This window comes from Streptomyces sp. NPDC055749, assembly GCF_053617235.1.
The window spans coordinates 1-24,532 of record NZ_JBSHFH010000040.1 but is presented as its reverse complement, the minus strand read 5'-3'; the positions used below and the strand labels follow the sequence as shown (position 1 = coordinate 24,532).

Genomic DNA, 24,532 nt, shown 5'->3' with positions numbered 1-24,532 from the left:
CAATCGCCCCGATCGAAGGGTATGCACACGGTCACACGACGTCACCACGGGGTTTCGGCCAGAGTTGAAACGTCTCGCTTGCATCCGCTTCACCCGAAAAGCTGTACGACGTCGGGCACGAAACCGGAGCCGCCGAAAGAACGAGTGAAGGCCGTGGGGGGCTTTGCCCGTTCGGCGGCGGTCGGCTCCGGTTACGGCTCCGTGTCCGGCGGGGGTAAGCCGGGTGCGGTCCATGGGTGGGGATCCATGGACCGCACCCCGGTCCCCTACGCGCGGAATTTGCGCAACGAACGAGAAAAGGAACAGCTCTCAACCATCCGAAATTCAACGGAATCCACCATCGACGCGATTCCGCGGGTGTCCGGATGTACGCCGGCTGTCCCCCAGGTGTCCCTCGCGCATATTCGTAAGGAACACGGCGAAGCGGCGGCACCCCCGCACAGGGTGCCGCCGCTTCTTCGTAGCTCCCACAGCCGCCGTCGGCCCGGCGAGGGTCGATACGGTCCGCCGGCGGCCCGGGAGTCAGGCAGTCAGTACCGCGTCAGCGGCTGTCGCTCCCCTTGTCCGTCGAGTTCACAGCTGCCGCCCGGCCCGCCTCCAGGCGCGCCACCGGGATGCGGAACGGGGAGCAGGACACGTAGTCCAGGCCCACCTCGTGGAAGAAGTGCACCGACTCCGGGTCACCGCCGTGCTCGCCGCAGACGCCGAGCTTGAGGTCGGGGCGGGTCGCGCGGCCGGCCTCGACGGCGCTGCGCACGAGCGCGCCGACACCGTCGCGGTCGATCGTCTCGAACGGCGAGACCCCGAAGATGCCCTTCTCCAGGTACGCGGTGAAGAACGAGGCCTCCACGTCGTCACGGGAGAAGCCCCACACGGTCTGCGTCAGGTCGTTCGTGCCGAAGGAGAAGAACTGCGCGGCCTCGGCGATCTGACCGGCGGTCAGCGCGGCCCGCGGCAGCTCGATCATCGTGCCGATGGTCAGCTTCAGCTCCGTGCCGGTGGCGGCCTCGACCTCGGCGATGACCTGGTCGGCCTCGTCCTTGACGATCTCCAGCTCCTGGACCGTGCCGACGAGCGGAATCATGATCTCGGGGCGCGGGTCGCCCTTGGCGTTCTTGCGCTGCGCCGCCGCCTCCGCGATGGCGCGGACCTGCATCGCGAAGAGGCCGGGGATGACCAGACCGAGGCGCACGCCGCGCAGACCCAGCATCGGGTTCTGCTCGTGCAGCTTGTGCACGGCCTGGAGGAGGCGCAGGTCGTTCTCGTTCGCGTCCTTGCGGGACTCGGCGAGGGCGACCCGTACCGACAGCTCGGTGATGTCGGGCAGGAACTCGTGCAGCGGCGGGTCGAGCAGCCGTACGGTGACGGGCAGCCCGTCCATCGACTCGAACAGCTCGATGAAGTCGGCCTTCTGGAGCGGCAGCAGCTCGGCGAGCGCGGTCTCGCGCTCCTCGTCGGTGTCGGCCAGGATCAGCTTCTCGACCATCTCGCGGCGCTCACCGAGGAACATGTGCTCGGTGCGGCACAGGCCGATGCCCTGGGCTCCGAAGCGGCGCGCCCGCAGGGCGTCCTCGGCGTTGTCCGCGTTGGCCCGTACGCGCAGCCGGCGCACTCGGTCCGCGTACGCCATGATCCGGTGCACGGCGGCGACGAGCTCGTCGGCGTCGTCGGCGCCCGCGTGCATCCGGCCCTCGAAGTACTCGACGACCGGGGACGGCACGACGGGGACCTCACCGAGGTAGACCTTGCCGGTGGAGCCGTCGATGGAGACGGTGTCGCCCTCCTCGATCACCCGGCCGCCGACGGTCATCCGGCGGCGCTTGGTGTCGACCTCCAGGTCCTCCGCTCCGCAGACACAGGTCTTGCCCATGCCGCGGGCCACGACGGCCGCGTGCGAGGTCTTGCCGCCGCGTGAGGTCAGGATGCCCTCGGCGGCGATCATGCCGTCGAGGTCGTCGGGGTTGGTCTCGCGGCGGATGAGGATGACCTTCTCGCCCGACCGGGACCACTTGACCGCGGTGTACGAGTCGAAGACGGCCTTGCCGACGGCCGCTCCCGGGGACGCGGCGATGCCGCGGCCCAGCAGCTCGGGCCCCTTCCCGTCGGCGACTCCAGCGTCATCAAAGCGCGGGAACATCAGCTGCGCGAGCTGCGCGCCGTTGACGCGCTGGAGCGCCTCGGCCTCGTCGATGAGGCCCTGGTCGACGAGCTGGGTGGCGATCCGGAAGGCGGCACCGGCGGTGCGCTTGCCGACCCGGGTCTGGAGCATCCAGAGCTGGCCGCGCTCGATGGTGAACTCGATGTCGCAGAGATCCTTGTAGTGGGTCTCCAGCGTCTCCATGATCTTCATCAGCTCGTCGTACGACTTCTTGTCGATCGACTCGAGATCGGCGAGCGCCACGGTGTTGCGGATACCCGCGACGACGTCCTCGCCCTGCGCGTTCTCCAGGTAGTCGCCGTAGACGCCCTGGTGGCCGCTGGCCGGGTCACGGGTGAAGGCGACACCCGTACCGGAGCCCGCGCCGAGGTTGCCGAAGACCATCGAGCAGATGTTGACGGCCGTGCCGAGGTCGCCGGGGATGCGCTCCTGGCGGCGGTAGAGCTTGGCGCGGTCGGTGTTCCACGAGTCGAAGACCGCGTTTATGGCGAGGTCCATCTGCTCACGCGGGTCCTGCGGGAAGTCGCGTCCGGCCTCCTGCTTGACGATCTTCTTGAAGTGCTTGACCAGCTTCTTCAGATCGTCGGCGCCGAGGTCGGTGTCGACGGTGACCTTCTTGGCGTGCTTGGCGGCCTCCAGGGCCTCCTCGAACAGCTCGCCGTCGACGCCGAGGACCGTCTTGCCGAACATCTGGATGAGGCGGCGGTAGGAGTCCCACGCGAAGCGCTCCTCACCGGCCTGGGCGGCGAGACCGACGACGGACTCGTCGGAGAGGCCGATGTTGAGAACCGTGTCCATCATGCCGGGCATCGAGAACTTGGCACCGGAGCGGACGGAGACCAGCAGCGGGTCGTCGGACTGACCGAGCTTCTTGCCCATCTTCTGCTCGAGGGCGTCGAGGTGGGCGCTCACCTCGTCGCGCAGCGCGGTCGGAGCGTCGCCGCTGTCGAGGTAGACCTTGCAGGCCTCGGTGGTGATGGTGAAGCCGGGAGGAACGGGCAGCCCGAGATTGGTCATCTCGGCAAGGTTGGCGCCCTTGCCACCCAGGAGATCTTTCAGATCCTTGTTGCCCTCGGTGAAGTCGTAGACGAACTTCTGGCGATCTTTGTTTTCCGACACGGGTCTCGACTCCTCGACGACGCGGTGGCTGCCCTGACGGCGAGGAACATACCCAGATCGAAGGTGTCTGGGTACGTCCACTTGCGCGTCATGCGGCCTCAACCACCCGTCCGCCAGCAGATCGAAAGTGGCACGGCGTGCAGGTGGACGGGAGACGTTCGTTCATTTCTTGAACACATAACTACCAAACGTCATCACTATCGGCCACATCGACCACTCTGGGTAGCAGAAGCGTCGATCGATCAAAGTAAAGTCACCTGGCACCCAGTGCCATCATTTGAGAAATACACCGTCCAAATTATTGCTCATCTGAGCAATGGACTCCTCAGGGGTGGCGAGAATCACGCCCCCGAGCGCGCTCAGATGTCACCATCCGGACGCCATATGGGCACCGACCGGTCACCCAATGCCGCGAAAGCGGGTGCGGAGCGTGATACCGGCGCCGAAATCGCGCCGTATCTCTCCGCACCCGCTTCGAAACAGCCGCTCAGATGAGCAATCATGTACGGGGCACTCGGTGCCCGCCTCAGCCGCCCGAGGTGTCGAGCTCCGCGTCCGCGCTCACGCCCGAGCAGTCGTAGGGATCCTTGAGCCAGCCGTCCGGCAGCACGACCCGGTTGTTGCCCGAGGTCCGCCCGCGCGGCCCGTCCGCGCCGTCCGGCCACGGCTGGTCCAGGTCCAGTTCGTGCAGCTGACCGCCGAGCTCCTCCAGCGAAGAAGTGACGGCGAGCTTCTTGCGCATCTCGGAGCCCACCGCGAAGCCCTTGAGGTACCAGGCCACGTGCTTACGGAAGTCGATCACGCCGCGCGCCTCGTCGCCGATCCACTCCCCCAGCAGCGTCGCGTGCCGCAGCATCACGTCCGCGACCTCCCGGAGACCGGGCGCCCGCCGCGCCTGAGTGCCCTCGAAGGCGCTCACGAGGTCACTGAAGAGCCAGGGACGGCCCAGGCAGCCCCGGCCGACCACCACGCCGTCACAGCCCGTCTCACGCATCATCCGCAGGGCGTCGTCCGCGCACCAGATGTCACCGTTGCCGAGGACGGGGATCTCCGGGACGTGCTCCTTGAGGCGGGCGATGGCCTCCCAGTCGGCGGTGCCGCCGTAGTGCTGGGCCGTGGTCCTGCCGTGCAGGGCGACCGCCGTGATGCCCTCCTCGACGGCGATCCGGCCCGCGTCCAGGAAGGTGATGTGGTCGTCGTCGATGCCCTTGCGCATCTTGATGGTGACCGGGAGGTCACCGGCGTTGGCGACGGCCTGCTTGAGGATCGCGCGCAGCAGGGGCCGCTTGTACGGGAGCGCGGAGCCGCCGCCCTTGCGGGTGACCTTGGGCACCGGGCAGCCGAAGTTCAGGTCGATGTGGTCCGCGAGGTTCTCGTCGACGATCATGCGGACCGCCTTGCCGACGGTGACCGGGTCCACTCCGTACAGCTGGATGGAGCGCGGGGTCTCGCTCGCGTCGAAGTGGATGAGCTGCATGGTCTTCTCGTTGCGCTCGACCAGCGCCCTCGTCGTGATCATCTCGCTGACGAACAGTCCCTTGCCCCCGGAGAACTCCCGGCACAGGGTGCGGAAGGGGGCGTTGGTGATGCCGGCCATGGGGGCGAGCACCACGGGCGGCTGCACGGTGTGCGGGCCGATCCGGAGCAGCGGGGGCGCGGGGGCGAGCGTGGTCATTCACCCATTGTCGCGTACCGGGAAAGTGCCACCGGCGGCCGGGACAGAACGGGACGGCAGGGGCCCGCATACGGGTGCGGGCCCGGATCACGGTGTGATCCGGGCCCGCAGTCGTACAGGCGTCAGCTCTGGGCCGGCGCGTCGTCCGCGGAGTCGTCCGAGGAGGCGGCGGCGGCCTGCGCGCGCTCACGCATCTTGCGCACCAGCTCCTGCTTCTTCTCCTCGGCGGTCTGGCGGTCGGCGTTGCGCGAGGGACCGGCGTCCTGCAGTTCGGCGCGGGACAGCTTCTTGCGCTGTCCGCCCACACCGAGGAGGTTGTTACGGCTCTTTGCCACGGGGTTCTCCCATTCGTGGTGAGAAGTGAGGTCTGAAGTGATCGGTGATCGATCCGATGGGCGACGGGTGGTCAGTCCCGCCGCGCTCTCACTCGTAGATCTGGAAGAACGAAGACATGCCGAAACGGTACCCCGGCTCCGGTGGCCCCGGCACCCGTTTTTCAGGCGGTCGGGTCGACGGTCGCCTGGTGGGCCTCGGCAAGGTGTTCCTGGGCCTTCAGCCACGGCAGGAACTGCGCGCCCTTCCGCCAGCCGCAGGTCTCGCAGCTCAGCTGACGCTGCATCCCCGACTTGCTGACGTGGACTATGTGTTCACGGCCGTGGCCGTCCCATCTGCTGACCTTGCTGGTGGTCATGGACGGCATCCTGGGCCTCCTGTGGACGGGTGCGCCCAGTGTGCAACGAAGCCCCCGGTCCCGTACAAGGAACCAGGGGCTTCGCCCGTCATACGTACGAAATGTCAGCAGCCGAGCAGCCGCGCACCGAGGTACGCCTGGATCTGGTCCAGGGAGACGCGCTCCTGCTTCATGGTGTCGCGCTCGCGCACGGTCACCGCGTCGTCATCGAGGGTGTCGAAGTCGACGGTGACGCAGAACGGCGTACCGATCTCGTCCTGGCGGCGGTAGCGGCGGCCGATGGCGCCCGCGTCGTCGAACTCGATGTTCCAGTTCTTGCGCAGGTCGGTGGCGAGGCCCTTGGCCTTCGGCGACAGCTGCGCGTTGCGGGACAGCGGCAGGACCGCGACCTTGACCGGCGCCAGGCGCGGGTCGAGGCGCATCACGGTGCGCTTCTCCATGACGCCCTTGGCGTTCGGCGCCTCGTCCTCGATGTAGGCGTCGAGCATGAAGGCGAGCATGGCGCGGTTGACGCCGGCCGCCGGCTCGATGACGTACGGAGTCCAGCGCTCGCCGGCGTCCTGGTCGAAGTACCTGAGGTCCTGGCCCGAGGCCTTGGAGTGCGCCTTGAGGTCGAAGTCGGTGCGGTTGGCCACGCCTTCGAGCTCGGAGTACTCGTTGCCGCCGAAGTTGAAGCGGTACTCGATGTCGGCGGTGCGCTTCGAGTAGTGCGACAGCTTGTCCTTGGGGTGGTCGAACCAGCGCATGTTCTCCTCGCGCAGGCCGAGACCCGTGTACCAGGCCCAGCGCTGGTCCATCCAGTACTGCTGCCACTCCTCGTCCTCGCCGGGCTTGACGAAGAACTCCATCTCCATCTGCTCGAACTCGCGGGTGCGGAAGATGAAGTTGCCCGGAGTGATCTCGTTCCGGAAGGACTTGCCGATCTGCGCGATGCCGAACGGCGGCTTCTTGCGCGAAGTCTGCAGCACCTGGGCGAAGTTGGTGAAGATGCCCTGGGCGGTCTCGGGACGGAGGTACGCGGCGGAACCGGCGTCCTGGGTCGGGCCGAGGTGGGTCTGCAGCATGCCGGAGAACTGCTTGGGCTCGGTGAACTGGCCCTTGTTGCCGCAGTTCGGGCAGTTGATGTCGGCGAGACCGTTGGCCGGCGGGCGGCCGTGTTTGGCCTCGTAGCCCTCCTCCAGGTGGTCCGCGCGGTAGCGCTTGTGACAGGAGGTGCACTCGGTCAGCGGGTCCGAGAAGGTCGCCAGGTGACCGGAGGCCTCCCAGACCTCGGAGGCCAGGATCACCGACGAGTCGAGACCGACGATGTCCTCGCGCGCGGTGACCATGGAGCGCCACCACTGACGCTTGATGTTCTCCTTGAGTTCGACACCCAGCGGCCCGTAGTCCCAGGCGGCCTTGGAGCCACCGTAGATCTCACTGCAGGGGTAGACGAAGCCACGGCGCTTGCTCAGGCTGACGATGGTGTCGATCTTGTCGGCGGCCACGGTGCTCTCTTCATTACGACGGCGACGAACGGCGAATGATTCAGATTACCGGCGGGCGCACCCCTTGGATCAAATCGGTTGGGGGGCCGGGCGGTCTCCCTGTGGTGTAACGGACATCTCATCCGCCTTGTTGACAATCGTTTCCACAATTGTTGAAAATGACTGTCATGAACGTACGCCGCCTGATACCCACCGCCGCCGTCGCCGGAACAGTCGTCCTCGGCCTCACCGCCCTCACCGCCTGCTCCACGTCCGACGCGGCAGACCGCAAGAGCGGCGACAAGCTGAACGTGGTCACGTCCTTCTACCCGATGACGTTCCTGGCCGAGGAGATAGGCGGGGACCACGTCTCCGTCGAGAGCCTCACCGAGCCGGGCGTCGAGCCGCACGACCTGGAGCTCACCCCGCGGCAGATCGGCGGTCTCGGCGACGCGGACTACATCCTCTACCTCAAGGGCATCCAGCCCGCCGTCGACGACGCCGTGACCCAGGCCGGCATCGAGAACACCGTCGACGCCGCGACGCTCACCTCGCTGGAGGAGCACGGGGCGGAGGTCGGGGGCGAGGAGCACGGCCACGAGGACGAGCACGCGGATGAGCACGGGCACGAGAGCGAGGCCGGCGCCGACCCGCACATCTGGCTGGACCCCGTGAAGTACGCCGAGGTCGCCAAGGGTGTCGGCAAGTCCCTGGAGAAGGCCGACCCGGACCACGCCGCGGACTACGCCAAGAACACGGACGCCCTGGTCGACAAGCTGGGCGCGCTGAACACGTCCTTCGAGACGGGCCTGAAGGACACCTCGACCAAGACGTTCATCACCACGCACTCCGCCTTCGGCTACCTCGCCGAGCGCTACGGCTTGACCCAGGAGGGCATCGCCGGAATCGACCCCGAGGCCGAGCCCAGCCCGGCCCGGATCCAGGAGATCCACACCGTCGCGAAGGAGAACAAGGCCACCACCGTGTTCTTCGAGACGCTCGCCAGCGACAAGACAGCGAAGACCGTCGCCGAGGACACCGGCCTGAAGACGGACGTCCTGGACCCGCTGGAGGGAATTACGGAGCAGTCCAAGGGCGATGACTACATCGAGGTCATGAAGTCCAACCTGGCCGCGCTCCAGAAGGCCCTCGGCGCGAAGTGACCGACGTAACACCCGTACCGTCCTCAGCAGCATCGGAGGCGTTCATGCCGCAGCCCGAGAGCACTACACCCGACCCCGTGATCCGCCTGCGCGGCGCCACGGCGACGCTCGGCGCGCGCCCCGTGCTGCGCGGGGTCGACCTCACCGTGCACCGCGGCGAGGTCGTGGCCCTCCTGGGGGCCAACGGTTCGGGCAAGTCCACGGCCGTGCGCTCCGTGATCGGGCAGGTCCCGCTCACCGGCGGCACCGTGGAACTCTTCGGCACCGAGCTGCGCCGCTTCCGCCAGTGGGCCCGCATCGGCTACGTACCGCAGCGCACGACGGCGGCGGGCGGCGTCCCCGCCACGGTCCGCGAGGTCGTCGCCTCAGGGCGGCTGTCCCGTACGAAGCTGAGGCTGCCCCGCAAGGCGGACCGCGAGGCGGTCGACCGGGCCATCGAGCTCGTCGGCCTCGCAGACAGGGCCAAGGACTCCGTGAGCGCGCTCTCGGGCGGGCAGCACCAGCGGGTGCTGATCGCGCGGGCGCTCGCCGCCGAACCCGAGCTGCTGATCATGGACGAGCCGATGGCCGGAGTCGACCTGGCCAGCCAGGAGATCCTGGCCGGGACGCTGCGCAGGCAGGTCGCCGTCGGCGCGTCCGTACTGCTCGTCCTGCACGAGCTGGGCCCTCTGGAACCGCTGATCGACCGCGCGATCGTGCTGCGCGACGGCTGCGTGATGCACGACGGCCCGCCCCCCGAGGCGCTGGGCCAGCACGCACTGCCCGGCCACGACCACGTACACCCCCACGCGGCTTCCGAGCCCGTCCGGACGGGACTGCTGAGCTGATCATGATGGAATTCCTCGAACCCGCCTTCATGCAGCGCGCCCTGATCGCGGCCGTGCTCGTCGGCATCACCGCCCCCGCCATCGGCATCTTCCTGGTGCAGCGCCGTCAGGCCCTGATGGGCGACGGCATCGGGCACATCGCGATGACCGGTGTCGGTCTCGGCTTCCTGCTCTCCACCAGCCCCGTCTGGATGGCCACGGCCGTCGCCGTCGCGGGCGCGATCGTCATGGAACTGATCCGCTGGTACGGGCACACGCGCGGCGACATCGCGCTGGCCATGCTCTTCTACGGCGGTATGGCGGGCGGTGTCCTGCTGATCAACATCTCCGACACCGGGTCCAACGCCAACCTCACCTCATACCTCTTCGGCTCGCTCTCGACGGTCTCCGAGGAGGACGTGACAGCGATCTGTGTGCTGGCCGCGTTCGTGGTGCTGGTGACGCTGGGGCTGCGGCGGCAACTGTTCGCGGTCAGTCAGGACGAGGAGTTCGCCCGGGTCACCGGGCTGCCGGTGCGGGTGCTGAACCTCCTGATCGCGGTGACGGCGGCCGTGACGGTCACCGTCGCGATGCGCGTCGTCGGGCTGCTGCTCGTCAGCGCGCTCATGGTGGTGCCGGTCGCCGCGGCGCAGCAGATCTCGAAGTCCTTCAAGGTGACCTTCGTCCTGGCGGTGGTCATCGGTACGGCGGTGACCCTGGCCGGCACGGTGACCTCGTACTACCGGGACGTCCCGCCCGGCGCGACCATCGTGCTGCTGGCCATCGCCGTGTTCGTCGTGCTCACCGCGCTCGCCGCGCCACTGGCACGGCGCAGGGCCCGGGCCACCGAGGCGAGCCGGGCGGAGTGCACCCTTGAGGAGAAGGCCCCCACCGGGGCCGTCCCCGGGGAGCCGGACGACGTCCGGGTGTGACCGTGGACCCGGGGCGGGCTGGCACAATGGCCCGACACATGTACGGGCGACACGAGGAGGCAGCTGTGACGGCGCCGATCAGTGGCACGAACGCAGCGCCGGTACGCGGACGGTCGACCCGGCAGCGGGCGGCGGTCGCGGCGGCGCTCGACGAGGTGGCCGAGTTCCGCAGCGCGCAGGAGCTGCACGACGTACTCAAGCACCGGGGTGACTCGGTCGGGCTGACCACGGTCTACCGCACCCTGCAGTCCCTCGCCGACGCGGGCGAGGTCGACGTGCTGCGCACCACGGAGGGCGAGGCGGTCTACCGCCGGTGCTCGACGGGCGACCACCACCACCACCTGGTGTGCCGGATGTGCGGCAAGGCCGTCGAGGTCGAGGGCCCCGCCGTGGAGCAGTGGGCGGAGACGATCGCCGCCCAGCACGGCTATGTGAACGTGGCCCACACCGTGGAGATCTTCGGGACCTGCGCGGACTGCGCGGCCACTGCGAAGAGCTGACCCGGGAGGGCCGGGGCTCAGCCCCGGCCCTTAGGGCCTTCCGTCGGGATCAGGCCGGGCCCTCGGCGGTTCCCGCCTCCACCGCGCCGCCGAAGCGGCGGTCGCGCTGTGCGTACTCCAGGCAGGCCCGCCACAGGTCGCGGCGGTCGAAGTCCGGCCACAGGACGTCCTGGAAGACCATCTCCGCGTACGCGCTCTGCCAGATCAGATAGTTGGACGTGCGCTGCTCGCCGCTGGGGCGTACGAAGAGGTCCACGTCCGGCATGTCCGGGTAGTAGATGTACTTCGCGAACGTCTTCTCGTTGACCTTCGACGGGTCGAGCTTCCCGGCCGCGACGTCCTCGGCAATGCGCTGCGCGGCGTCGGCGATCTCGGCCCGGCCGCCGTAGTTGACGCAGAAGTACAACGTCATCTTGTCGTTGTCCTTCGTCTGCTCCTGGGCGACCTGGAGCTCCTGCACGACGGACTTCCACAGCTTCGGCATCCGGCCCACCCAGCGGATGCGGATGCCCAGCTCGTCCATCTCGTCGCGGCGGCGGCGGATGACGTCCCGGTTGAAGTTCATCAGGAACTTCACCTCGTCCGGGGAGCGCTTCCAGTTCTCGGTGGAGAAGGCGTACAGCGAGAGGTTCTTGACGCCCATCTCGATACAGCCCTTGAGGACGTCCATGACGACGCCCTCGCCGACCTTGTGGCCCTCGGTGCGCGGGAGTCCCCGCTCCTTGGCCCAGCGGCCGTTGCCGTCCATCACGACGGCCACGTGCTTGGGCACCAGCTCCCCGGGGATCTTCGGGGGTACGGCGCCGGAGGGGTGCGGCTCGGGGGTCTTGAATGTGCGCCGGTTACGACCGCCGAGAATCCCGCGTACTGCCATGAGCTTCTTCGTCTCCCTGTGTCACTTCTCTACGTACCGCAGCGAGCGCAGTCCCCGCTCCAGATGCCAGTGCAGATACGCGGACACCAGCCCGCTCCCCTCCCTGACATGACGCGCCTCGCACGCGTCCGCCGTCTCCCAGTCACCCGTGAGCAGCGCGCTCAGCAGTGCGACGGCCTCAGCTGAGGGTACGACGCTGCCGGGCACCCGGCAGTCGCCGCATACGACGCCGCCCGCCGCCACGGAGAAGAACCGGTTCGGACCGGGCATTCCGCACTTCGCGCAGTCCTCGAAGCTGGGCGCGTAGCCGTTGACGGCGAGGGAACGCAGCAGGAACGCGTCGAGGATGAGGTTCGGCGCGTGTTCCGCCCTGGAAAGCGTCCGCAGCCCTCCCACGAGCAGGAGGTACTGCTGGACCGCGGGCTCGCCCTCGTGGTCGGTGAACCGTTCGGCGGTCTCCAGCATCGCGGTGCCCGCGGTGTAGCGGGCGTAGTCGGCGACGATGCCGCCGCCGTACGGAGCGATCGTCTCGCTCTGGGTGCACAGGGGAAGGCCGCGGCCGACCAGTTCGCTGCCGCGCGCGAAGAACTGCACGTCCACATGGGAGAAGGGTTCGAGCCTGGCCCCGAATTTGGACTTCGTACGGCGCACGCCGCGCGCGACGGCGCGCACCCGGCCGTGGCCGCGGGTCAGGATCGTGATGATCCGGTCGGCCTCGCCCAGTTTCTGCGTACGCAGCACGACGCCGTCGTCCCGGAACAAGCTCATGCGTCCATTGTCGCCCACCCGGGGTCCCGGCCGGCCTCGGTCACCGTTCTCCGCCGCCCTCGGGACCCACGGCCGGGACGACGAGCCCGGACTCGTACGCCACGATGACCAGCTGGGCGCGGTCCCGGGCACCCAGTTTGCCCATGATCCGGCTGACATGGGTCTTCGCGGTGAGCGGGCTGAGGCCCAGGGTCTCCGCGATCTCGGTGTTGTTCAGGCCGCGGGCGACGAGGCCGAGCACCTGGCGTTCCCGGTCCGTGAGGCAGTCCGGGCCGCCCGGGGAGCCCGGGGCGGGCGCGGTGGGGGCGCTCAGCACCCGGGCGATCAGCCGGGCCGTCGGGCCGGGCGAGAGGAGGGCCTCGCCCGCGGCCACCGTGATGATGGCGGCGAGGAGTTCGGCGGGTCTGGTGTCCTTGACCAGGAAGCCGGAAGCGCCCGCGCGCAGCGCCTCGACGACGTGCTCGTCGGTGTCGTACGTCGTCAGGACCAGCACCTTCACTCCGGCGAGGTCCTCGTCGGCGACGATGCGGCGGGTGGCCTCGATGCCGTCGAGGTCGGGCATCCGGATGTCCATGACGACGAGGTCGGCCCGTTCGCTGCGGGCCAGTTCGACCGCCTCGATGCCGTTGCCCGCCTGGCCGACGACCGTCATACCGGGGTCGGATTCGACGAGCATCGCGAAGGCGGCCCGGACGAGCGTCTGGTCGTCGGCGAGCAGGACGCGGATCACAGCGCCGCCTCCCGTACCGTCACGTCGCCGTCGGCGGATGCCGCTGCCGCTGTCGCGCCGTCCTGGAACGGCAGCACCGCAGCGACCTCGAACCCGCCGCCGGGGCGCGGCCCTGCGGTCAGCGTGCCGCCGGTGCTGCGGGCCCGCTCGCGCATCCCCACGATGCCGAACCCCGGCCCCTGACCGCCCTCCTGGGGGCCCGCGCCGTCGTCGGTGACCGTGACCCGCAGCGCGGGTCCTGCGGGCTCCGGCTCGACGGCCACCGTGATCCGTACGCCGGGCCCCGCGTGCCGTACGGCGTTGGTGAGGGACTCCTGCACGATCCGGTAGGCGGCGGCCCCGGTCGCGGGGGCGAGCCGGCCCTGTGGGGTCCGTACCGAGAGATCCACCTGCGCACCGGCCGCTTCGGCGGCCCGGACGAGACCCGGCAGCGCGGCCAGGTCCGGCAGCGGCCCGTCGCTCTCGTCGGAACCGGCTCGCAGGACCTGGAGCGTGGTGCGCAGTTCGGCGCGGGCCTCGCGGCAGGTCTCGGCGATGTCGTCGAGGGACCTGGCGACCGCCTCCCGGTCCAGGCGCTCCGGGTCGACGGTGAGGATGTGCGAGGCCACCGAGGTCTGCACCCCGATGACGGTGATGCTGTGGGCCAGCAGGTCGTGCAGATCGCGGGCGATCCGCAGCCGCTCCTCGGCGACCCGGCGCCGGGCCTCCTCCTCACGGGTGCGTTCGGCCCGTTCGGCGCGGTCCACCACCGAGGCGACGTACCGGCGGTAGATCCGCACGTCGACGCCGAGGAACAGCATGGCGATGATCCAGCCGGAGATCCGCAGCAGTTCGAGGCCCTGGTGGGCGTCGATGCTGCTGACGACGGACACCATGGCGGTGAGCACGACCACACCGGTCAGGATCGTGCGCAGCGGTCTGCCGGTCACCGCCACGGTGTAGAGCGCGATGAAGGTCTGCGGCATCGGCCCCGAGTGCGCGTTGTCGAACCCGTGGTACGGCATGAGTACCGGGATCATCGCCAGCAGGACGAGGAGCGGGTTCTTACGGCGCCACACCAGCAGCCCGGCACTGACCATCAGCAGGACCCAGCCGAGCGCGTCGGGCTCCCGCCCGTCGTCGGTGACGAGCGCGAGTACGACGGAGAGCGCACCGGCGCCCCCGGCAATGAGGGCGTCGGTGCGCAGCTTGTGCGGGGCGTCCATGGGGTCGCGGTTGACGACGGCCAGGACGCGCTCGCTGCGGCGCGTGGTTCGGGGTGCGGACACGCGGCCATCCTCCGGCATGGGTACGGGCTCCGTCAGCGGGTCGCGACGAGTTCCGGTTCGCTGGGTGCGCCGGGACCTGCGGCCGGAGGCTTCCGGCTGAGCGCGCCCGGCCACCACACCTTGCGTCCCAGGGCCACGCTGGCCGAGGTCACCAGGTACGTACGGACCAGGAAGGTGTCGAGCAGCACACCGACCGCGATGACGAAGCCCAGTTCGGCGAGCGCCACCATCGGCATGCTCATCAGCACCCCGAAGGTCGCCGCGAGCACCAGTCCGGCCGAGGCGATCACCGCACCCGTGGTCCGCAGCGCGGTGAGCGCCGCGTCCGTGGGTCCGGCCCCGGAGAGGGCTTCCTCCCGCATGCGGTGCATCAGGAAGATGCCGTAGTCGACTCCGAGGGCCACCAGGAAGACGAAGGAGAGCAGTGGCAGTCCCGGATCGGTGCCCTCGAACCCCAGGAGCGGTTCGAAGACGAGCCCGGCGATGCCGAGCGAGGCTCCCCAGACGGCGACGACCGCGGCGACGAGCATCAGCGGGGCGAGGAGGCTGCGCAGCAGCACGACGAGGATCAGCAGGACGGAGAGGATGACGAGCGGCACGACGATCTTCAGGTCGTGGGAGTTGGTCACCTCCAGGTCCAGCTGCTGGGCGCTGGGCCCGCCGACGTGGCTGCCGTCCAGAGTGCCGCGCAGGGCCTCGATGGTGGCCTGCTCCCCCGGTGACTCGGGCCGGTCCCTGGGGACGACGGACAGCTCGGTCCAGCCGCCGCCGCTGCGACCGCGTTCGACGGAGACGACGCCCTCGATGCCACGGGCCTCCGCGAGGGTCTCGTCGGCCCGGCCGGTGGGTGCGATCACGGTGATGGGCTGGGTTCCGCTGTCGGGGTAGGCGGCACCGAGGGTCTCCATGGCCGCGATCGAGTCCGGCTTGCTGGTGAAGAAGTCCTCCTGCTTGAGGTCACCGGGCAGGGCGAAGGCCCCGAGGGACAGCGCGCCCAGCAGGACACCGCCGGAGACGAGCACCGCGACGGGCCTGCGCCCGGCCGAGCCGCCCATCGCGGCGAACAGCGAACGGCGCTGCTTCGGCACGCTCCCGTACTTGGGCACGATCGGCCAGAAGACGCGGCGGCCCAGTACCACCAGGACGGCGGGCAGCAGGGTCAGCATGGCGAACAGGGCGCACAGCACACCGACGGCCGCGATGGGGCCCATGCCCCGGCTGCTGTTGAGGTCGGCGGCCATCAGGCAGAGCAGCCCGGCGGCGACGGTCCCGGACGAGGCGACGACGGCGGGCCCGCAGCCGCGCAGGGCGGCGGTCATGGCGTCGTACGGCCTGGTGAAGCGGCCCAGTTCCTCGCGGTAGCGGGCGACGAGGAGCAGCGCGTAGTCGGTCCCCGCGCCGAAGACCAGGATCGTCATCACCCCGGAGCTCTGGCCGCTGATCGTGACGTCGAAGCCACGGTTGAGTCCGTACGCCACGGCCATCGACAGGAAGTCGGCCATGCCCGCGACGACGAGGGGCACCAGCCAGAGGAACGGGCTGCGGTAGATCAGGATCAGCAGGATCGCGACGACGGCGACGGTCGTGTAGAGCAGCGGTCCGCCGAGCGAACCGTAGACCTCCTGGGCATCGACGGTCAGGGCTCCGGGCCCGCCGACCTCGACGCTCAGCCCTTCACTCCCCTTCGCGATCTCGCGGATCTCGCCGACGAATTCGGCCCGGACTTCCTCGTCCTGGCCGGGCTCGGTCGAGGACACCGCGTACATCAGCGTCGTACCGTCCTCGGACGGGACGCCCCGGGGCGCGGCGCTCAGCTCGTGAGCGTCGGCGATCGCGGCGGTCTGCTCGCCCGCCGTGGTCCGGTCGACGGGGGTCAGCCCGCTGTCGCGGTGGTACACGAGGACGAGATCGGTGGACTCGCCGCCGGGCAGCGTGTCCTGGATCTTCGCCACCTGTGTGGAGTCGGCGTTCGCCGGCAGATAGTCGACGGCGCGGTCCTGCTGTACGTCGGCGAGCTTGCCCGCGAACGGTCCGGCGACCGCGATCAGCGCGACCCAGAACGCGACGACCAGCCACGGCAACGCCCGTCGCACCCCCGGCCGTGCTCTCGTACCACTCATTTCCTTGTCGGCCCCCATGACGCGGGCCCTCCCCTCCTGGACGGTGTCCGGCTCATCACCAGACTCCCGCCCGGGCAGGGCACACGCGTCACACGAGGGACCGACTTGGCGGCTACTGCCGGAGGTGTCGCCCGGCTCCGCGTACTCCCCCGGGAGTACGCGGAGTCGAGGAACCCACGTTCCTACGAGGGCGTCCGGGCGGCAGCCGCCAGCAGCCGGGCCGTGTCCTCCGCGCACAACGACAGCGCGCTGCCCACGGTGGCCAGCACCTCACGCTCGGCCGGGCTGTACGGCCCGTCGGCGAGCGCGATCCGGGCTCCCTGGAGCAGCACCGACTCCCGCCCCGCCGTGGCCAGATGAGGGGCGAGCGGTTTCAGCACCTCGTGGAGTTCGATGGCGAGGGTCGCCCCGCACGCCTCAGCGGCCGGGTCGGAGCCGGGCCCGTGTCCCGTGTCGGCGGCGAGCACCTCGACGATGACGGCGAGCTGTTCCTGCGTGCAGTCCTCGAGACCGGCATCGCGCACGGTGGCGACCGCGGTGTCCAGGACCGTACGGGAGCCGGTGCCGCCGGCCGCGAGGACACCCAGGGTGACGGTGTGCACGGCGTCCCGGAGCATCGCGGAGAACCGGGTGGTCGTGGGGTGGTCGAGGGCGTCGGTCGGGAAGTGCGCCCGGCAGACGGCGCATTCGACGACCGGCCCGGCAGTGCCGCGCCGCAGCAGCGGCACCCCGAGGACGGCGAAACGGCGACGCCCCGTGAGGCGCCGGTAGTTGCGGTCGCCCCCGCAGCCGGGGCAGAAGAACTCCCCGTCACCGACGGTGTCCCAGACGGTACGGATGCCGTAGATGCGCAGTCTTATGGCGCGTTGTCCTTTGGCCGACCCCACGTCGCACACCTCCGTAACGCTCCGGCAACATTGCCGCGTTGGACGTGATGTTAGCCACACCCGTGATGTGACGTCAGCATCTCGGATGTCACAACCCTCGGAGATGGCCGAACCCCGCCCACCCTGAGCAGGTGGACGGGGTCCTGGAACCACGGGGATACGGGGCTTATCGCACGTTCGTCCGCAGGGGAGCGGAACGGCGGCCGGTGGTCACCGGGTCGCGCGGTTGACCGCGGAGACGACCGCCTTGAGCGAGGCGCGCGTGGTGTTGGCGTCGATACCGATGCCCCACAGCACCTTGCCGTCGATCGCGCACTCGATGTACGAGGCGGCCTGGGCGCTCGCACCCTCGCTCATCGTGTGCTCGGTGTAGTCCAGCAGACGGGCGTCGATACCGATGGCCTGCAGCGCTTCGAAGAAAGCGGAGATCGGACCGTTGCCCGTACCGGTCAGCACGGTGTCCGTGCCGTCCACGGTCGCCTCGACGGTGAGCGTGTCCTTGCCGTCGGTGTCGGTCGTGCTCTGGCCGGAGCGGATCTGCACGCGCCCCCAGGCGTTGTCGGGGTTGGGCAGGTACTCGTCCTGGAACGCCGACCAGATCTGCTTCGGCGTGACCTCGCCGCCCTCGGCATCGGTCTTGGCCTGAATGATCCGGGAGAATTCGATCTGCATCCGGCGCGGCAGGTCCAGCTTGTGCTCGTTCTTCAGGACGTACGCGATTCCGCCCTTGCCGGACTGCGAGTTGACCCGGATGACGGCCTCGTACGAGCGGCCGACGTCCTTCGGGTCGATCGGCAGGTACGGCACGGCCCACTCGATGTCGTCGACGGACTTGCCCCGGGCTGCGGCGTCCGCCTCCATGGCGTCGAAGCCCTTCTTGATGGCGTCCTGGTGGGAGCCGGAGAAGGACGTGTAGACCAGGTCGCCCGCGTAGGGGTGGCGCGGGTGGACCTCCATCTGGTTGCAGTACTCGGACGTGCGGCGGATCTCGTCGATCTGCGAGAAGTCGATCTGCGGGTCGACGCCCTGCGAGAACAGGTTCATGCCCAGCGTGACCAGGTCGACGTTGCCGGTGCGCTCGCCCTGTCCGAACAGGCAGCCCTCGATCCGGTCCGCGCCGGCCATGATGGCCAGTTCGGCGGCGGCGACGGCGGTGCCGCGGTCGTTGTGCGGGTGGACCGACAGGCAGACGTACGCGCGACGGCTCAGGTTGCGCGACATCCACTCGAACCGGTCCGCGTGCGTGGACGGCGTCGAGCGCTCCACGGTGGCGGGCAGGTTCAGGATGATCTCCCGGCCCTCCTCCGGCTGCCAGACGTCACAGACGGCCTCGCAGACCTCCAGGGCGAAGTCCAGCTCGGTGTCGGTGAAGATCTCGGGGCTGTACTGGTAGCCGAAGACCGTCTCGGGGCCGAGGATCTTCTCGGCGTACTCCATCACCAGGCGGGTGCCGTCCACGGCGATCTGCTTGATGTCGTCCTTGGAGCCGCGGAAGACGACCCGGCGGAAGGTCGGCGCCGTGGCGTTGTACAGGTGCACGGTGGCCCGGTGCGCTCCGCGCAGGGACTCCACGGTGCGCTCGATCAGGTCCTCGCGGGCCTGCGTCAGGACGGAGATCGTCACGTCCTCGGGGATCGCGCCCTCTTCGATGATGGAGCGCACGAAGTTGAAGTCGGTGTCACCGGAGGACGGGAAGCCGACCTCGATCTCCTTGTAGCCCATGCGTACGAGCAGGTCGAACATCTCGCGCTTGCGGGCCGGGGACATCGGGTCGATCAGAGCCTGGTTGCCGTCGCGCAGATCGGTGGACAGCCAGCGGGGCGCCCGGGTGATCCGCTTCTCGGGCCACGTGCGGTCGGGGATGTCCACGGCGTCGTACTGACCGTACTTGTGGACGGGCATCCCGGAGGGCTTCTGGAGCTGCGTCGCGTTGGTGATCGGCGTGGGCCGGCCGACTGCGTTCTCGACGGGGTTTACGGCGGTCATGGCGTAGGGCTCCTCGGGGTCCAGCGGGGGACGGCCGACGTGTTTGCTGCAACACCAGACTCCGCGGGGAGGGGGTCGGCCTACGACTACAGGCCCTCGCCGCGGCAGCTAAGAAGAAGCAGCCCGAAACGCATGATGCGACGACATTAACCGAGAGGCGCCCAGGACGTCGGTGCGTATCAGTATGCGGGATCGGACATCGGCGTCGACCAAACAGTGACGCATCACTCTATTTCGTCAATCATCAGCGCAACCAGTGACAGCACGATTACCCAGTGCCACAGTCGTCGGCATGCACCCCGTCTTCTGCACCATCGTGCCGCCCCAGATCCTCGACAAGCTTGCGCAGTCGGACGACCCGCTCCTCGCAGGTCCCGCACGCCGCACCCTGGAGACCGACGCGGCGGGCCGCGCCCGCCGCCGGCTGGCCGCCCTGGCCGGCGTCCCGGACAGCCGGACCACCGCGGGCACGGCCCCCACCAAGCCGCACCGCACCCTCTACGACTGCCGCCACGGCACCGACCTGCCGGGCCACGAGGTCCGCGACGAGGGCGAGGAGCCGACCCGGGACGCGAGCGTCAACCGGGCGTACGCGGGACTCGGCGCCACGTTCGAGCTGCTGCACACGGTGTACGGCCGCAGCTCGATCGACGGCAACGGGCTGCGGCTGATCGGCTCCGTGCACTACGACGAGCAGTACAACAACGCGTTCTTCGACGGCGAGCAGATGGTCTTCGGCGACGGGGACGGGGAGATCTTCCTCGACTTCACGGTCGCCATCGACGTGATCGCCCACGAACTGGCGCACGGGCTGACCCAGCACACGGCCAACCTGGTGTACGAGGGCCAGCCGGGCGCGCTCAACGAGTCCGTCTCGGACGTCTTCGGCGCGCTGGTGAAGCAGTACTCACTGGGCCAGAACGCGCAGGAGGCGGACTGGCTGATCGGTGCGGGGCTGCTCGCCCCCCGGGTGAGCGGGGTCGCCCTGCGCTCGATGAAGGCTCCGGGCACGGCGTACGACGACGACGTACTCGGCAAGGACCCGCAGCCCGCGACGATGGACGACTACATCGAGACGGACGAGGACAACGGAGGGGTCCACCTCAACTCGGGCATCCCCAACCGCGCGTTCTACCTGCTGGCCACGGCACTGGGCGGCAACGCGTGGGAGCGCGCGGGCCGGATCTGGTTCGACGTCCTCACCGGCGGCGACCTGCCCCAGGACGCGGACTTCGCGACCTTCGCCCGCCTGACCGTGACAGCGGCACAGACCCGCTTCGGAGCGGGCGACGAGGCGGAGGCGGTGACCAAGGCCTGGTCGGAGGTGGGCGTACCTACCATCTGAAGCCCGTCCGGCGTTTGATGGCACGCACGACCACACGCCGCGCACCATCGAACCCAGGCAGGGGACCATGCGGATTCAGGTGAGCCGGACCGGCGGATTCGCCGGCATCGCACGACACCGCGAGGTGGACACCACGGACCTCCCGGACGCCGCGGAATGGGAGGCCCTGGCCGAATCCGCGCTCACCACGGACCGCGGCGAACCGGCGCCAGGAGTCCGGGACGGCTTCCGCTACCGGATCACCGTCGGCGACCGGACGGTCCACTGCGCGGACCCCCGGCTGACGGAGGCCCAGCGCACGCTGATCTCACGCATCCTCAAGGAGGGTGCGTGAGATCCCCGTACCGCGTGGGACAGCCGTACCGCGAGAAGCCCGGGTTCGGCTAGAAACCCAGCTTCCGCAGCTGCTTCGGATCCCGCTGCCAGTCCTTCGCAACCTTGACGTGCAGGTCGAGGTAGACCGGCGTGCCGAGCAGCGCCTCGATGTGCTTGCGCGACTTCGTGCCGACTTCCTTCAGGCGCTTGCCCTGCGGGCCGATGATGATGCCCTTCTGGCTGGGCCGCTCGATGTAGACGTTCGCGTGGATGTCCAGCAGCGGCCTGTCCGCCGGCCGGTCCTCGCGCGGCAGCATCTCCTCGACGACCACCGCGATCGAGTGCGGCAGCTCGTCCCGTACACCTTCCAGCGCGGCCTCGCGGATCAGCTCCGCGACCATGACCATCTCCGGCTCGTCGGTGAGGTCGCCCTCCGGGTAGAGCGGGGGGCTCTCCGGGAGCAGCGGGGCGATCAGATCGGCCAGCAGCTCCACCTGGTCGCCCTTGACCGCGGAGACCGGGATGATCTCGGCCCACTCGAAGCCGAGCTCCTCGCCGAGGCGGGAGACGGCCAGCAGCTGCTCCGCGAGCGCCTTGGAGTCGACCAGGTCGGTCTTGGTGATGATCGCGATCTTCGGCGTCTTCTTGATACCCGCGAGTTCCTTGATGATGAACTTGTCGCCGGGGCCCAGCTTCTGGTCGGCGGGCAGGCAGAAGCCGATGACGTCGACCTCGGCCCAGGTGGTCCGCACGACGTCGTTCAGCCGCTCTCCGAGCAGCGTGCGCGGCTTGTGGAGGCCGGGGGTGTCGACCAGGATCAGCTGCGCGTCCTCGCGGTGCACGATGCCGCGCACCGTGTGCCGGGTGGTCTGGGGGCGGTTCGAGGTGATCGCCACCTTCTGACCGACCAGAGCGTTCGTGAGGGTGGACTTGCCCGCGTTGGGGCGGCCCACGAAGCAGGCGAAGCCGGCCCGGTGGGGGGCGTTGTTCTCAAGGGTACGAGCGCTCATGGCGCCCATTCTCCCCGATCGCGGCGGCTGCGGCGTACAACGGGCCGCCGCGGACCTTGTCGCGGACGCCTCATGGGGCATCCGCGCGGCGCCGACGTGCCCGTATCCACAGGCCCGAACCCGCGCCGACGATCACCAGCAGGGCCGCCGCGAACAGCCAGGGCAGCGCGACGTACGACACGGCCGCGCTCTCGCGGGTGTCCCGGGCGCTGGCGGTGAGCTCGACCTGACCCCATTCCAGCTGGGGCGCGCCGGCCCAGGGTTCCGTGAGGCGGACCTTCTGCCGGGGCAGCAGTTCGGAGGGGAGCTTCTTCAGGTCGCGGGCGAGGAGCGTCCGGCCGAAGAGTCCCTCGGCCTTCAGGGCGACCTTGGGGTTGAGCGTCACGTTGCCGCGGTTGTGGAGGGTGTACGAGATGACGGCCCGGCTCTTCCCGGTGCCGGGGACCAGTGGCCTGGTGTGCTCGACCGACAGGTCGTCGACGGTGAGGGCGGGCATGACCGGTCCGTTCACCCGCAGATAGATCCGGGCGCCGACCGCCTTCTGGACGCCGACGGCGACGGCGCCCTTCCCGCCGCGTACGACACGCTCGTCGAGGGCGACGACGGCGCCCGGGTGGTCGCCGGGTTCGGCGGTCTCGGGGACGGTGAGGGTGTACGGGACCGTGACCGAGGAGCGCGCGGGGACGGTGACCCGGTCGCGGGACGGTTTCACCCAGGCGCCGACGCCGCGCCGGGGCTCGTCGCGGGTGCGGACGGCGAAGCCGCCGTCCCGTGCCGTGTTGTACGCGTCGGCGGCGTAGAGCAGGAAGGTCAGCGGGCGGGCGGTCTTGTTGGTGACGGTGACCCGGTCGGTGAGTGTGGTGCCGGGTCCCGTGGAGAGGTAGAAGTACGGGCGGCCGGTCCCGGACGAGGCGGGCTCGACGGACCATTCCCCGTTGTCGGCGGCGTGGGCGGCGCCCGGTGCGGCGTACAGGAACGCGATCGCGGCCAGGAGCAGTGCGGACAGTCTGCGCACGGTGCGAAACCCCCGGGTTCGGGGCGGGCCGGACGGGTGCGCGTCCGGCCTGCCGTGGGTGTCGGGTGAGGGTCAGGTGAGCGTGAGTGTCAGGACTCCGGAGTAGGAGCCGGGGGCCGTGAACTCCGGTACGTCGAGCGAGAGACCCGCGTCGACGGTGAACTCACCGCCGGTGAGGGCGGCGTTCGGAGTGGATGCCAGGGTCGCCCCCGCCATGCCGACCGCGCCTTCGGAGCCGGCGGCGCAGGTGCTCGGGCTGCCGGCCTTGGCCGTGCAGGCCGGGGTCCAGCTCAGTTCCCCGGCGTCGATCTTCGCCCCGCCCGGACCGGTGAAGTCGGTGACTCTGCCGGTCAGGGACCAGCCCGCGGGCCCGCCGCGGAAGTCCTTGACCGTCACCGTGTTCAGCGCTCCGGTGGAGGGGCCGCCCGCGCCGAAGTCGACGGCGGACAGCTGGACGGCGTCGCCGGCCTGGGTCATGGACAGGGTGCCGCCCTTCACCAGGGAGTCGAGCCGCTGGCTGAGCGGGGGAACGTCTCCGACGAGGGCGTACGCGACAGGTCCCGCGCCCTTCGCCGGGTCCCAGCTCGCGCCCTCGAACGCGACGATGCCGACGGTCGCCGGATCGGTGATCTTCGGCCGGAAGGTGAAGCCGCCGCTGGAGGCCGCCTTGGAGGTGATCTTGTCGGCGGTCGGCGCGGAGCCGTTCCAGCCCGCGACGGTCACCTCGGCGTCCGGGGTGAACTTGGTGCCGGTGACCGTCACCCGGTCCCCGGGCTTCCCGGAGGCCGTGCCGAGTGTGATGGCGCGTTCGTTGACGGGACCGCCGCCGCCCGTCGCGATGATCGTCTCGGAGACGGGGGCGGGCGGGCTCTTCACGGTGCAGGGGGTGTCCAGCTCCATGAGGTAGCTGGTGTGGATGTTGTAGTCGCCGGGCGACAGCTTGATCTCGCCGGGTGCGGAGACCACGAAGGTGCCGGTCATCTCGAAGGGCGGGAACTCGCCCAGACCGGGCACCGGTGCGTTCTTCTTCGGCCCGGTGACGGTCACGGAGCCGGTCTGCGCTCCGCTGAGAGTGAGCTTTCCGGTGGGCGTCATGATGTCGGCGGGCAGCGGCAGGTCCACGGGATTGCTGGCCGCGGGCTTGACCACCTTGTACGTCACCGTGACCGTGTCACCCACCGCGGGCGCCGCGTTGTCGACGGTGATCTGCGCCGTGGTCGTGCCCTCGATCGGCGGGATGCCTGCGATGGGCGGCGGTACGCAGCGGGTGGCGAAGTCCACCGCGACCGAGGCCGTCGCCGTGGCACCGGCGGCCGGTGCCATCACCCCTCCCCCGGTGACCGCGAGCACGGCCACCCCCAGAACTGCCGCCCAGCGACGCCTTCGCCCGGCGGATCTTCGGCTCGGTGGAACCGGAGTTGCCATGTGTTGTGCCCCCTCCAGAGGGTGTGGGCGCAGCGGCTCTGCGGTACTTCTGCGCCTACGGGCGGCCATTGACGACCGGCCGGACAAAGAAGTCAAGGGACGCGAAACGACTGAACTGATGGGCCATCAGATACTGTCAACTTGCCCACAGCTGGGGCAGTATCGGTACTCACCGGATGACAAAACGCCGGTGGGCCGCTGCCGCCCATTTGTGCGGCGGCAGCGGGCGGTGTGCGGCCCGGGCAGGGTCCGCTCTGTGTCTTATAAACAAAAGACGCA

General features: G+C 69.6%; 21 protein-coding genes. 6 read left to right on the top strand and 15 right to left on the bottom strand.

Annotated features, from left to right (window positions below; translation table 11 throughout):
• Positions 1-541 precede the first annotated feature (541 nt).
• The 5 genes from ppdK to ACWGO0_RS26200 form a co-directional block, all read right to left on the bottom strand.
• On the bottom strand, positions 542-3,277 hold the full coding sequence (gene ppdK, locus ACWGO0_RS26220; protein ID WP_453539837.1) for a pyruvate, phosphate dikinase: 2,736 nt from the start codon (positions 3,275-3,277) through the stop codon (positions 542-544).
• Between the two features lie 526 nt (positions 3,278-3,803).
• On the bottom strand, positions 3,804-4,952 hold the full coding sequence (gene dusB, locus ACWGO0_RS26215) for a tRNA dihydrouridine synthase DusB (protein ID WP_453539834.1): 1,149 nt from the start codon (positions 4,950-4,952) through the stop codon (positions 3,804-3,806).
• Between the two features lie 122 nt (positions 4,953-5,074).
• Positions 5,075-5,287: a DUF6243 family protein gene (locus ACWGO0_RS26210; RefSeq protein ID WP_453539831.1), complete on the bottom strand. Its 213-nt coding sequence runs from the start codon at positions 5,285-5,287 to the stop codon at positions 5,075-5,077.
• 161 nt (positions 5,288-5,448) lie between these two features.
• Positions 5,449-5,652 (bottom strand): hypothetical protein, encoded by a 204-nt coding sequence (locus ACWGO0_RS26205; RefSeq protein ID WP_185300965.1) that lies wholly within the window; start codon positions 5,650-5,652, stop codon positions 5,449-5,451.
• 95 nt (positions 5,653-5,747) lie between these two features.
• A complete protein-coding gene (locus ACWGO0_RS26200) occupies positions 5,748-7,130 on the bottom strand; it encodes a glycine--tRNA ligase (RefSeq protein ID WP_453539828.1) in 1,383 nt (460 codons plus the stop codon).
• 167 nt (positions 7,131-7,297) lie between these two features.
• On the opposite strand from ACWGO0_RS26200, the gene ACWGO0_RS26195 reads away from it, so the two are divergent.
• The 4 genes from ACWGO0_RS26195 to ACWGO0_RS26180 all read left to right on the top strand — a co-directional run bounded on the left by ACWGO0_RS26195 (position 7,298) and on the right by ACWGO0_RS26180 (position 10,510).
• A complete protein-coding gene (locus tag ACWGO0_RS26195; RefSeq protein ID WP_453539825.1) occupies positions 7,298-8,272 on the top strand; it encodes a metal ABC transporter substrate-binding protein in 975 nt (324 codons plus the stop codon).
• A 44-nt stretch (positions 8,273-8,316) separates the two neighbouring features.
• A complete protein-coding gene (locus tag ACWGO0_RS26190; protein ID WP_453539822.1) occupies positions 8,317-9,099 on the top strand; it encodes a metal ABC transporter ATP-binding protein in 783 nt (260 codons plus the stop codon).
• Positions 9,100-9,104: 5 nt separating this feature from the next.
• Entirely contained in the window at positions 9,105-10,010 is a 906-nt protein-coding gene (locus ACWGO0_RS26185) for a metal ABC transporter permease (RefSeq protein ID WP_453539954.1), read from the top strand.
• 65 nt (positions 10,011-10,075) lie between these two features.
• The gene (locus tag ACWGO0_RS26180; protein WP_453539819.1) at positions 10,076-10,510 is read left to right on the top strand and encodes a Fur family transcriptional regulator; all 435 of its coding nucleotides are present in this window, start codon (positions 10,076-10,078) and stop codon (positions 10,508-10,510) included.
• 49 nt (positions 10,511-10,559) lie between these two features.
• Here ACWGO0_RS26180 and ACWGO0_RS26175 read toward each other — a convergent pair whose 3' ends face one another.
• From ACWGO0_RS26175 to leuA, 7 genes are all read right to left on the bottom strand, one after another.
• Positions 10,560-11,384, bottom strand: a complete 825-nt coding sequence (locus ACWGO0_RS26175) for an isoprenyl transferase (RefSeq protein ID WP_453539817.1) — start codon at positions 11,382-11,384, stop codon at positions 10,560-10,562.
• A 21-nt stretch (positions 11,385-11,405) separates the two neighbouring features.
• Entirely contained in the window at positions 11,406-12,152 is a 747-nt protein-coding gene (gene recO / locus ACWGO0_RS26170) for a DNA repair protein RecO (RefSeq protein ID WP_453539814.1), read from the bottom strand.
• Between the two features lie 40 nt (positions 12,153-12,192).
• On the bottom strand, positions 12,193-12,882 hold the full coding sequence (locus ACWGO0_RS26165; RefSeq protein ID WP_453539812.1) for a response regulator: 690 nt from the start codon (positions 12,880-12,882) through the stop codon (positions 12,193-12,195).
• Positions 12,879-14,168, bottom strand: a complete 1,290-nt coding sequence (locus ACWGO0_RS26160; RefSeq protein WP_453539809.1) for a sensor histidine kinase — start codon at positions 14,166-14,168, stop codon at positions 12,879-12,881. Before ACWGO0_RS26160 ends, ACWGO0_RS26165 begins: the two co-directional genes overlap by 4 nt.
• A 14-nt stretch (positions 14,169-14,182) precedes the next feature.
• Positions 14,183-16,270 (bottom strand): MMPL family transporter, encoded by a 2,088-nt coding sequence (locus tag ACWGO0_RS26155; RefSeq protein WP_453539806.1) that lies wholly within the window; start codon positions 16,268-16,270, stop codon positions 14,183-14,185.
• A gap of 182 nt (positions 16,271-16,452) precedes the next feature.
• Positions 16,453-17,157, bottom strand: coding sequence for a tellurite resistance TerB family protein (locus ACWGO0_RS26150; RefSeq protein ID WP_453539803.1), 705 nt, complete (start codon positions 17,155-17,157; stop codon positions 16,453-16,455).
• A 210-nt stretch (positions 17,158-17,367) separates the two neighbouring features.
• Positions 17,368-19,143 (bottom strand): 2-isopropylmalate synthase, encoded by a 1,776-nt coding sequence (gene leuA / locus ACWGO0_RS26145; RefSeq protein WP_453539800.1) that lies wholly within the window; start codon positions 19,141-19,143, stop codon positions 17,368-17,370.
• A gap of 292 nt (positions 19,144-19,435) precedes the next feature.
• On the opposite strand from leuA, the gene ACWGO0_RS26140 reads away from it, so the two are divergent.
• Both ACWGO0_RS26140 and ACWGO0_RS26135 read left to right on the top strand, forming a co-directional pair.
• Entirely contained in the window at positions 19,436-20,488 is a 1,053-nt protein-coding gene (locus tag ACWGO0_RS26140) for a M4 family metallopeptidase (protein WP_453539797.1), read from the top strand.
• Between the two features lie 67 nt (positions 20,489-20,555).
• Positions 20,556-20,822 carry a protealysin inhibitor emfourin gene (locus ACWGO0_RS26135; RefSeq protein ID WP_453539794.1) on the top strand — a complete coding sequence of 89 codons (267 nt, stop codon included), beginning with the start codon at positions 20,556-20,558 and terminating at the stop codon, positions 20,820-20,822.
• Positions 20,823-20,871: 49 nt separating this feature from the next.
• Here the strand turns inward: ACWGO0_RS26135 and era are convergent, their stop codons facing one another.
• The 3 genes from era to ACWGO0_RS26120 form a co-directional block, all read right to left on the bottom strand.
• Entirely contained in the window at positions 20,872-21,822 is a 951-nt protein-coding gene (era, locus tag ACWGO0_RS26130) for a GTPase Era (protein ID WP_453539791.1), read from the bottom strand.
• Between the two features lie 61 nt (positions 21,823-21,883).
• The gene (locus tag ACWGO0_RS26125; RefSeq protein WP_453539788.1) at positions 21,884-22,828 is read right to left on the bottom strand and encodes a WxL protein peptidoglycan domain-containing protein; all 945 of its coding nucleotides are present in this window, start codon (positions 22,826-22,828) and stop codon (positions 21,884-21,886) included.
• Positions 22,829-22,900: 72 nt separating this feature from the next.
• Positions 22,901-24,253 carry a beta-xylosidase gene (locus tag ACWGO0_RS26120; RefSeq protein ID WP_453539785.1) on the bottom strand — a complete coding sequence of 451 codons (1,353 nt, stop codon included), beginning with the start codon at positions 24,251-24,253 and terminating at the stop codon, positions 22,901-22,903.
• Positions 24,254-24,532 lie beyond the last annotated feature (279 nt).

Coding starts and splice junctions, on each gene's coding strand:
- dusB (WP_453539834.1), bottom strand. CDS start 4,952: ATGACCACGCTCGCCCCCGCGCCCCCGCTGCTCCGGATCGGCCCGCAC.
- ACWGO0_RS26205 (WP_185300965.1), bottom strand. CDS start 5,652: ATGCCGTCCATGACCACCAGCAAGGTCAGCAGATGGGACGGCCACGGC.
- ACWGO0_RS26195 (WP_453539825.1), top strand. CDS start 7,298: ATGAACGTACGCCGCCTGATACCCACCGCCGCCGTCGCCGGAACAGTC.
- ACWGO0_RS26190 (WP_453539822.1), top strand. CDS start 8,317: ATGCCGCAGCCCGAGAGCACTACACCCGACCCCGTGATCCGCCTGCGC.
- ACWGO0_RS26185 (WP_453539954.1), top strand. CDS start 9,105: ATGGAATTCCTCGAACCCGCCTTCATGCAGCGCGCCCTGATCGCGGCC.
- ACWGO0_RS26175 (WP_453539817.1), bottom strand. CDS start 11,384: ATGGCAGTACGCGGGATTCTCGGCGGTCGTAACCGGCGCACATTCAAG.
- recO (WP_453539814.1), bottom strand. CDS start 12,152: ATGAGCTTGTTCCGGGACGACGGCGTCGTGCTGCGTACGCAGAAACTG.
- ACWGO0_RS26160 (WP_453539809.1), bottom strand. CDS start 14,168: ATGCCGGAGGATGGCCGCGTGTCCGCACCCCGAACCACGCGCCGCAGC.
- ACWGO0_RS26155 (WP_453539806.1), bottom strand. CDS start 16,270: ATGAGTGGTACGAGAGCACGGCCGGGGGTGCGACGGGCGTTGCCGTGG.
- leuA (WP_453539800.1), bottom strand. CDS start 19,143: ATGACCGCCGTAAACCCCGTCGAGAACGCAGTCGGCCGGCCCACGCCG.
- ACWGO0_RS26140 (WP_453539797.1), top strand. CDS start 19,436: ATGCACCCCGTCTTCTGCACCATCGTGCCGCCCCAGATCCTCGACAAG.
- ACWGO0_RS26135 (WP_453539794.1), top strand. CDS start 20,556: ATGCGGATTCAGGTGAGCCGGACCGGCGGATTCGCCGGCATCGCACGA.
- era (WP_453539791.1), bottom strand. CDS start 21,822: ATGGGCGCCATGAGCGCTCGTACCCTTGAGAACAACGCCCCCCACCGG.
- ACWGO0_RS26120 (WP_453539785.1), bottom strand. CDS start 24,253: ATGGCAACTCCGGTTCCACCGAGCCGAAGATCCGCCGGGCGAAGGCGT.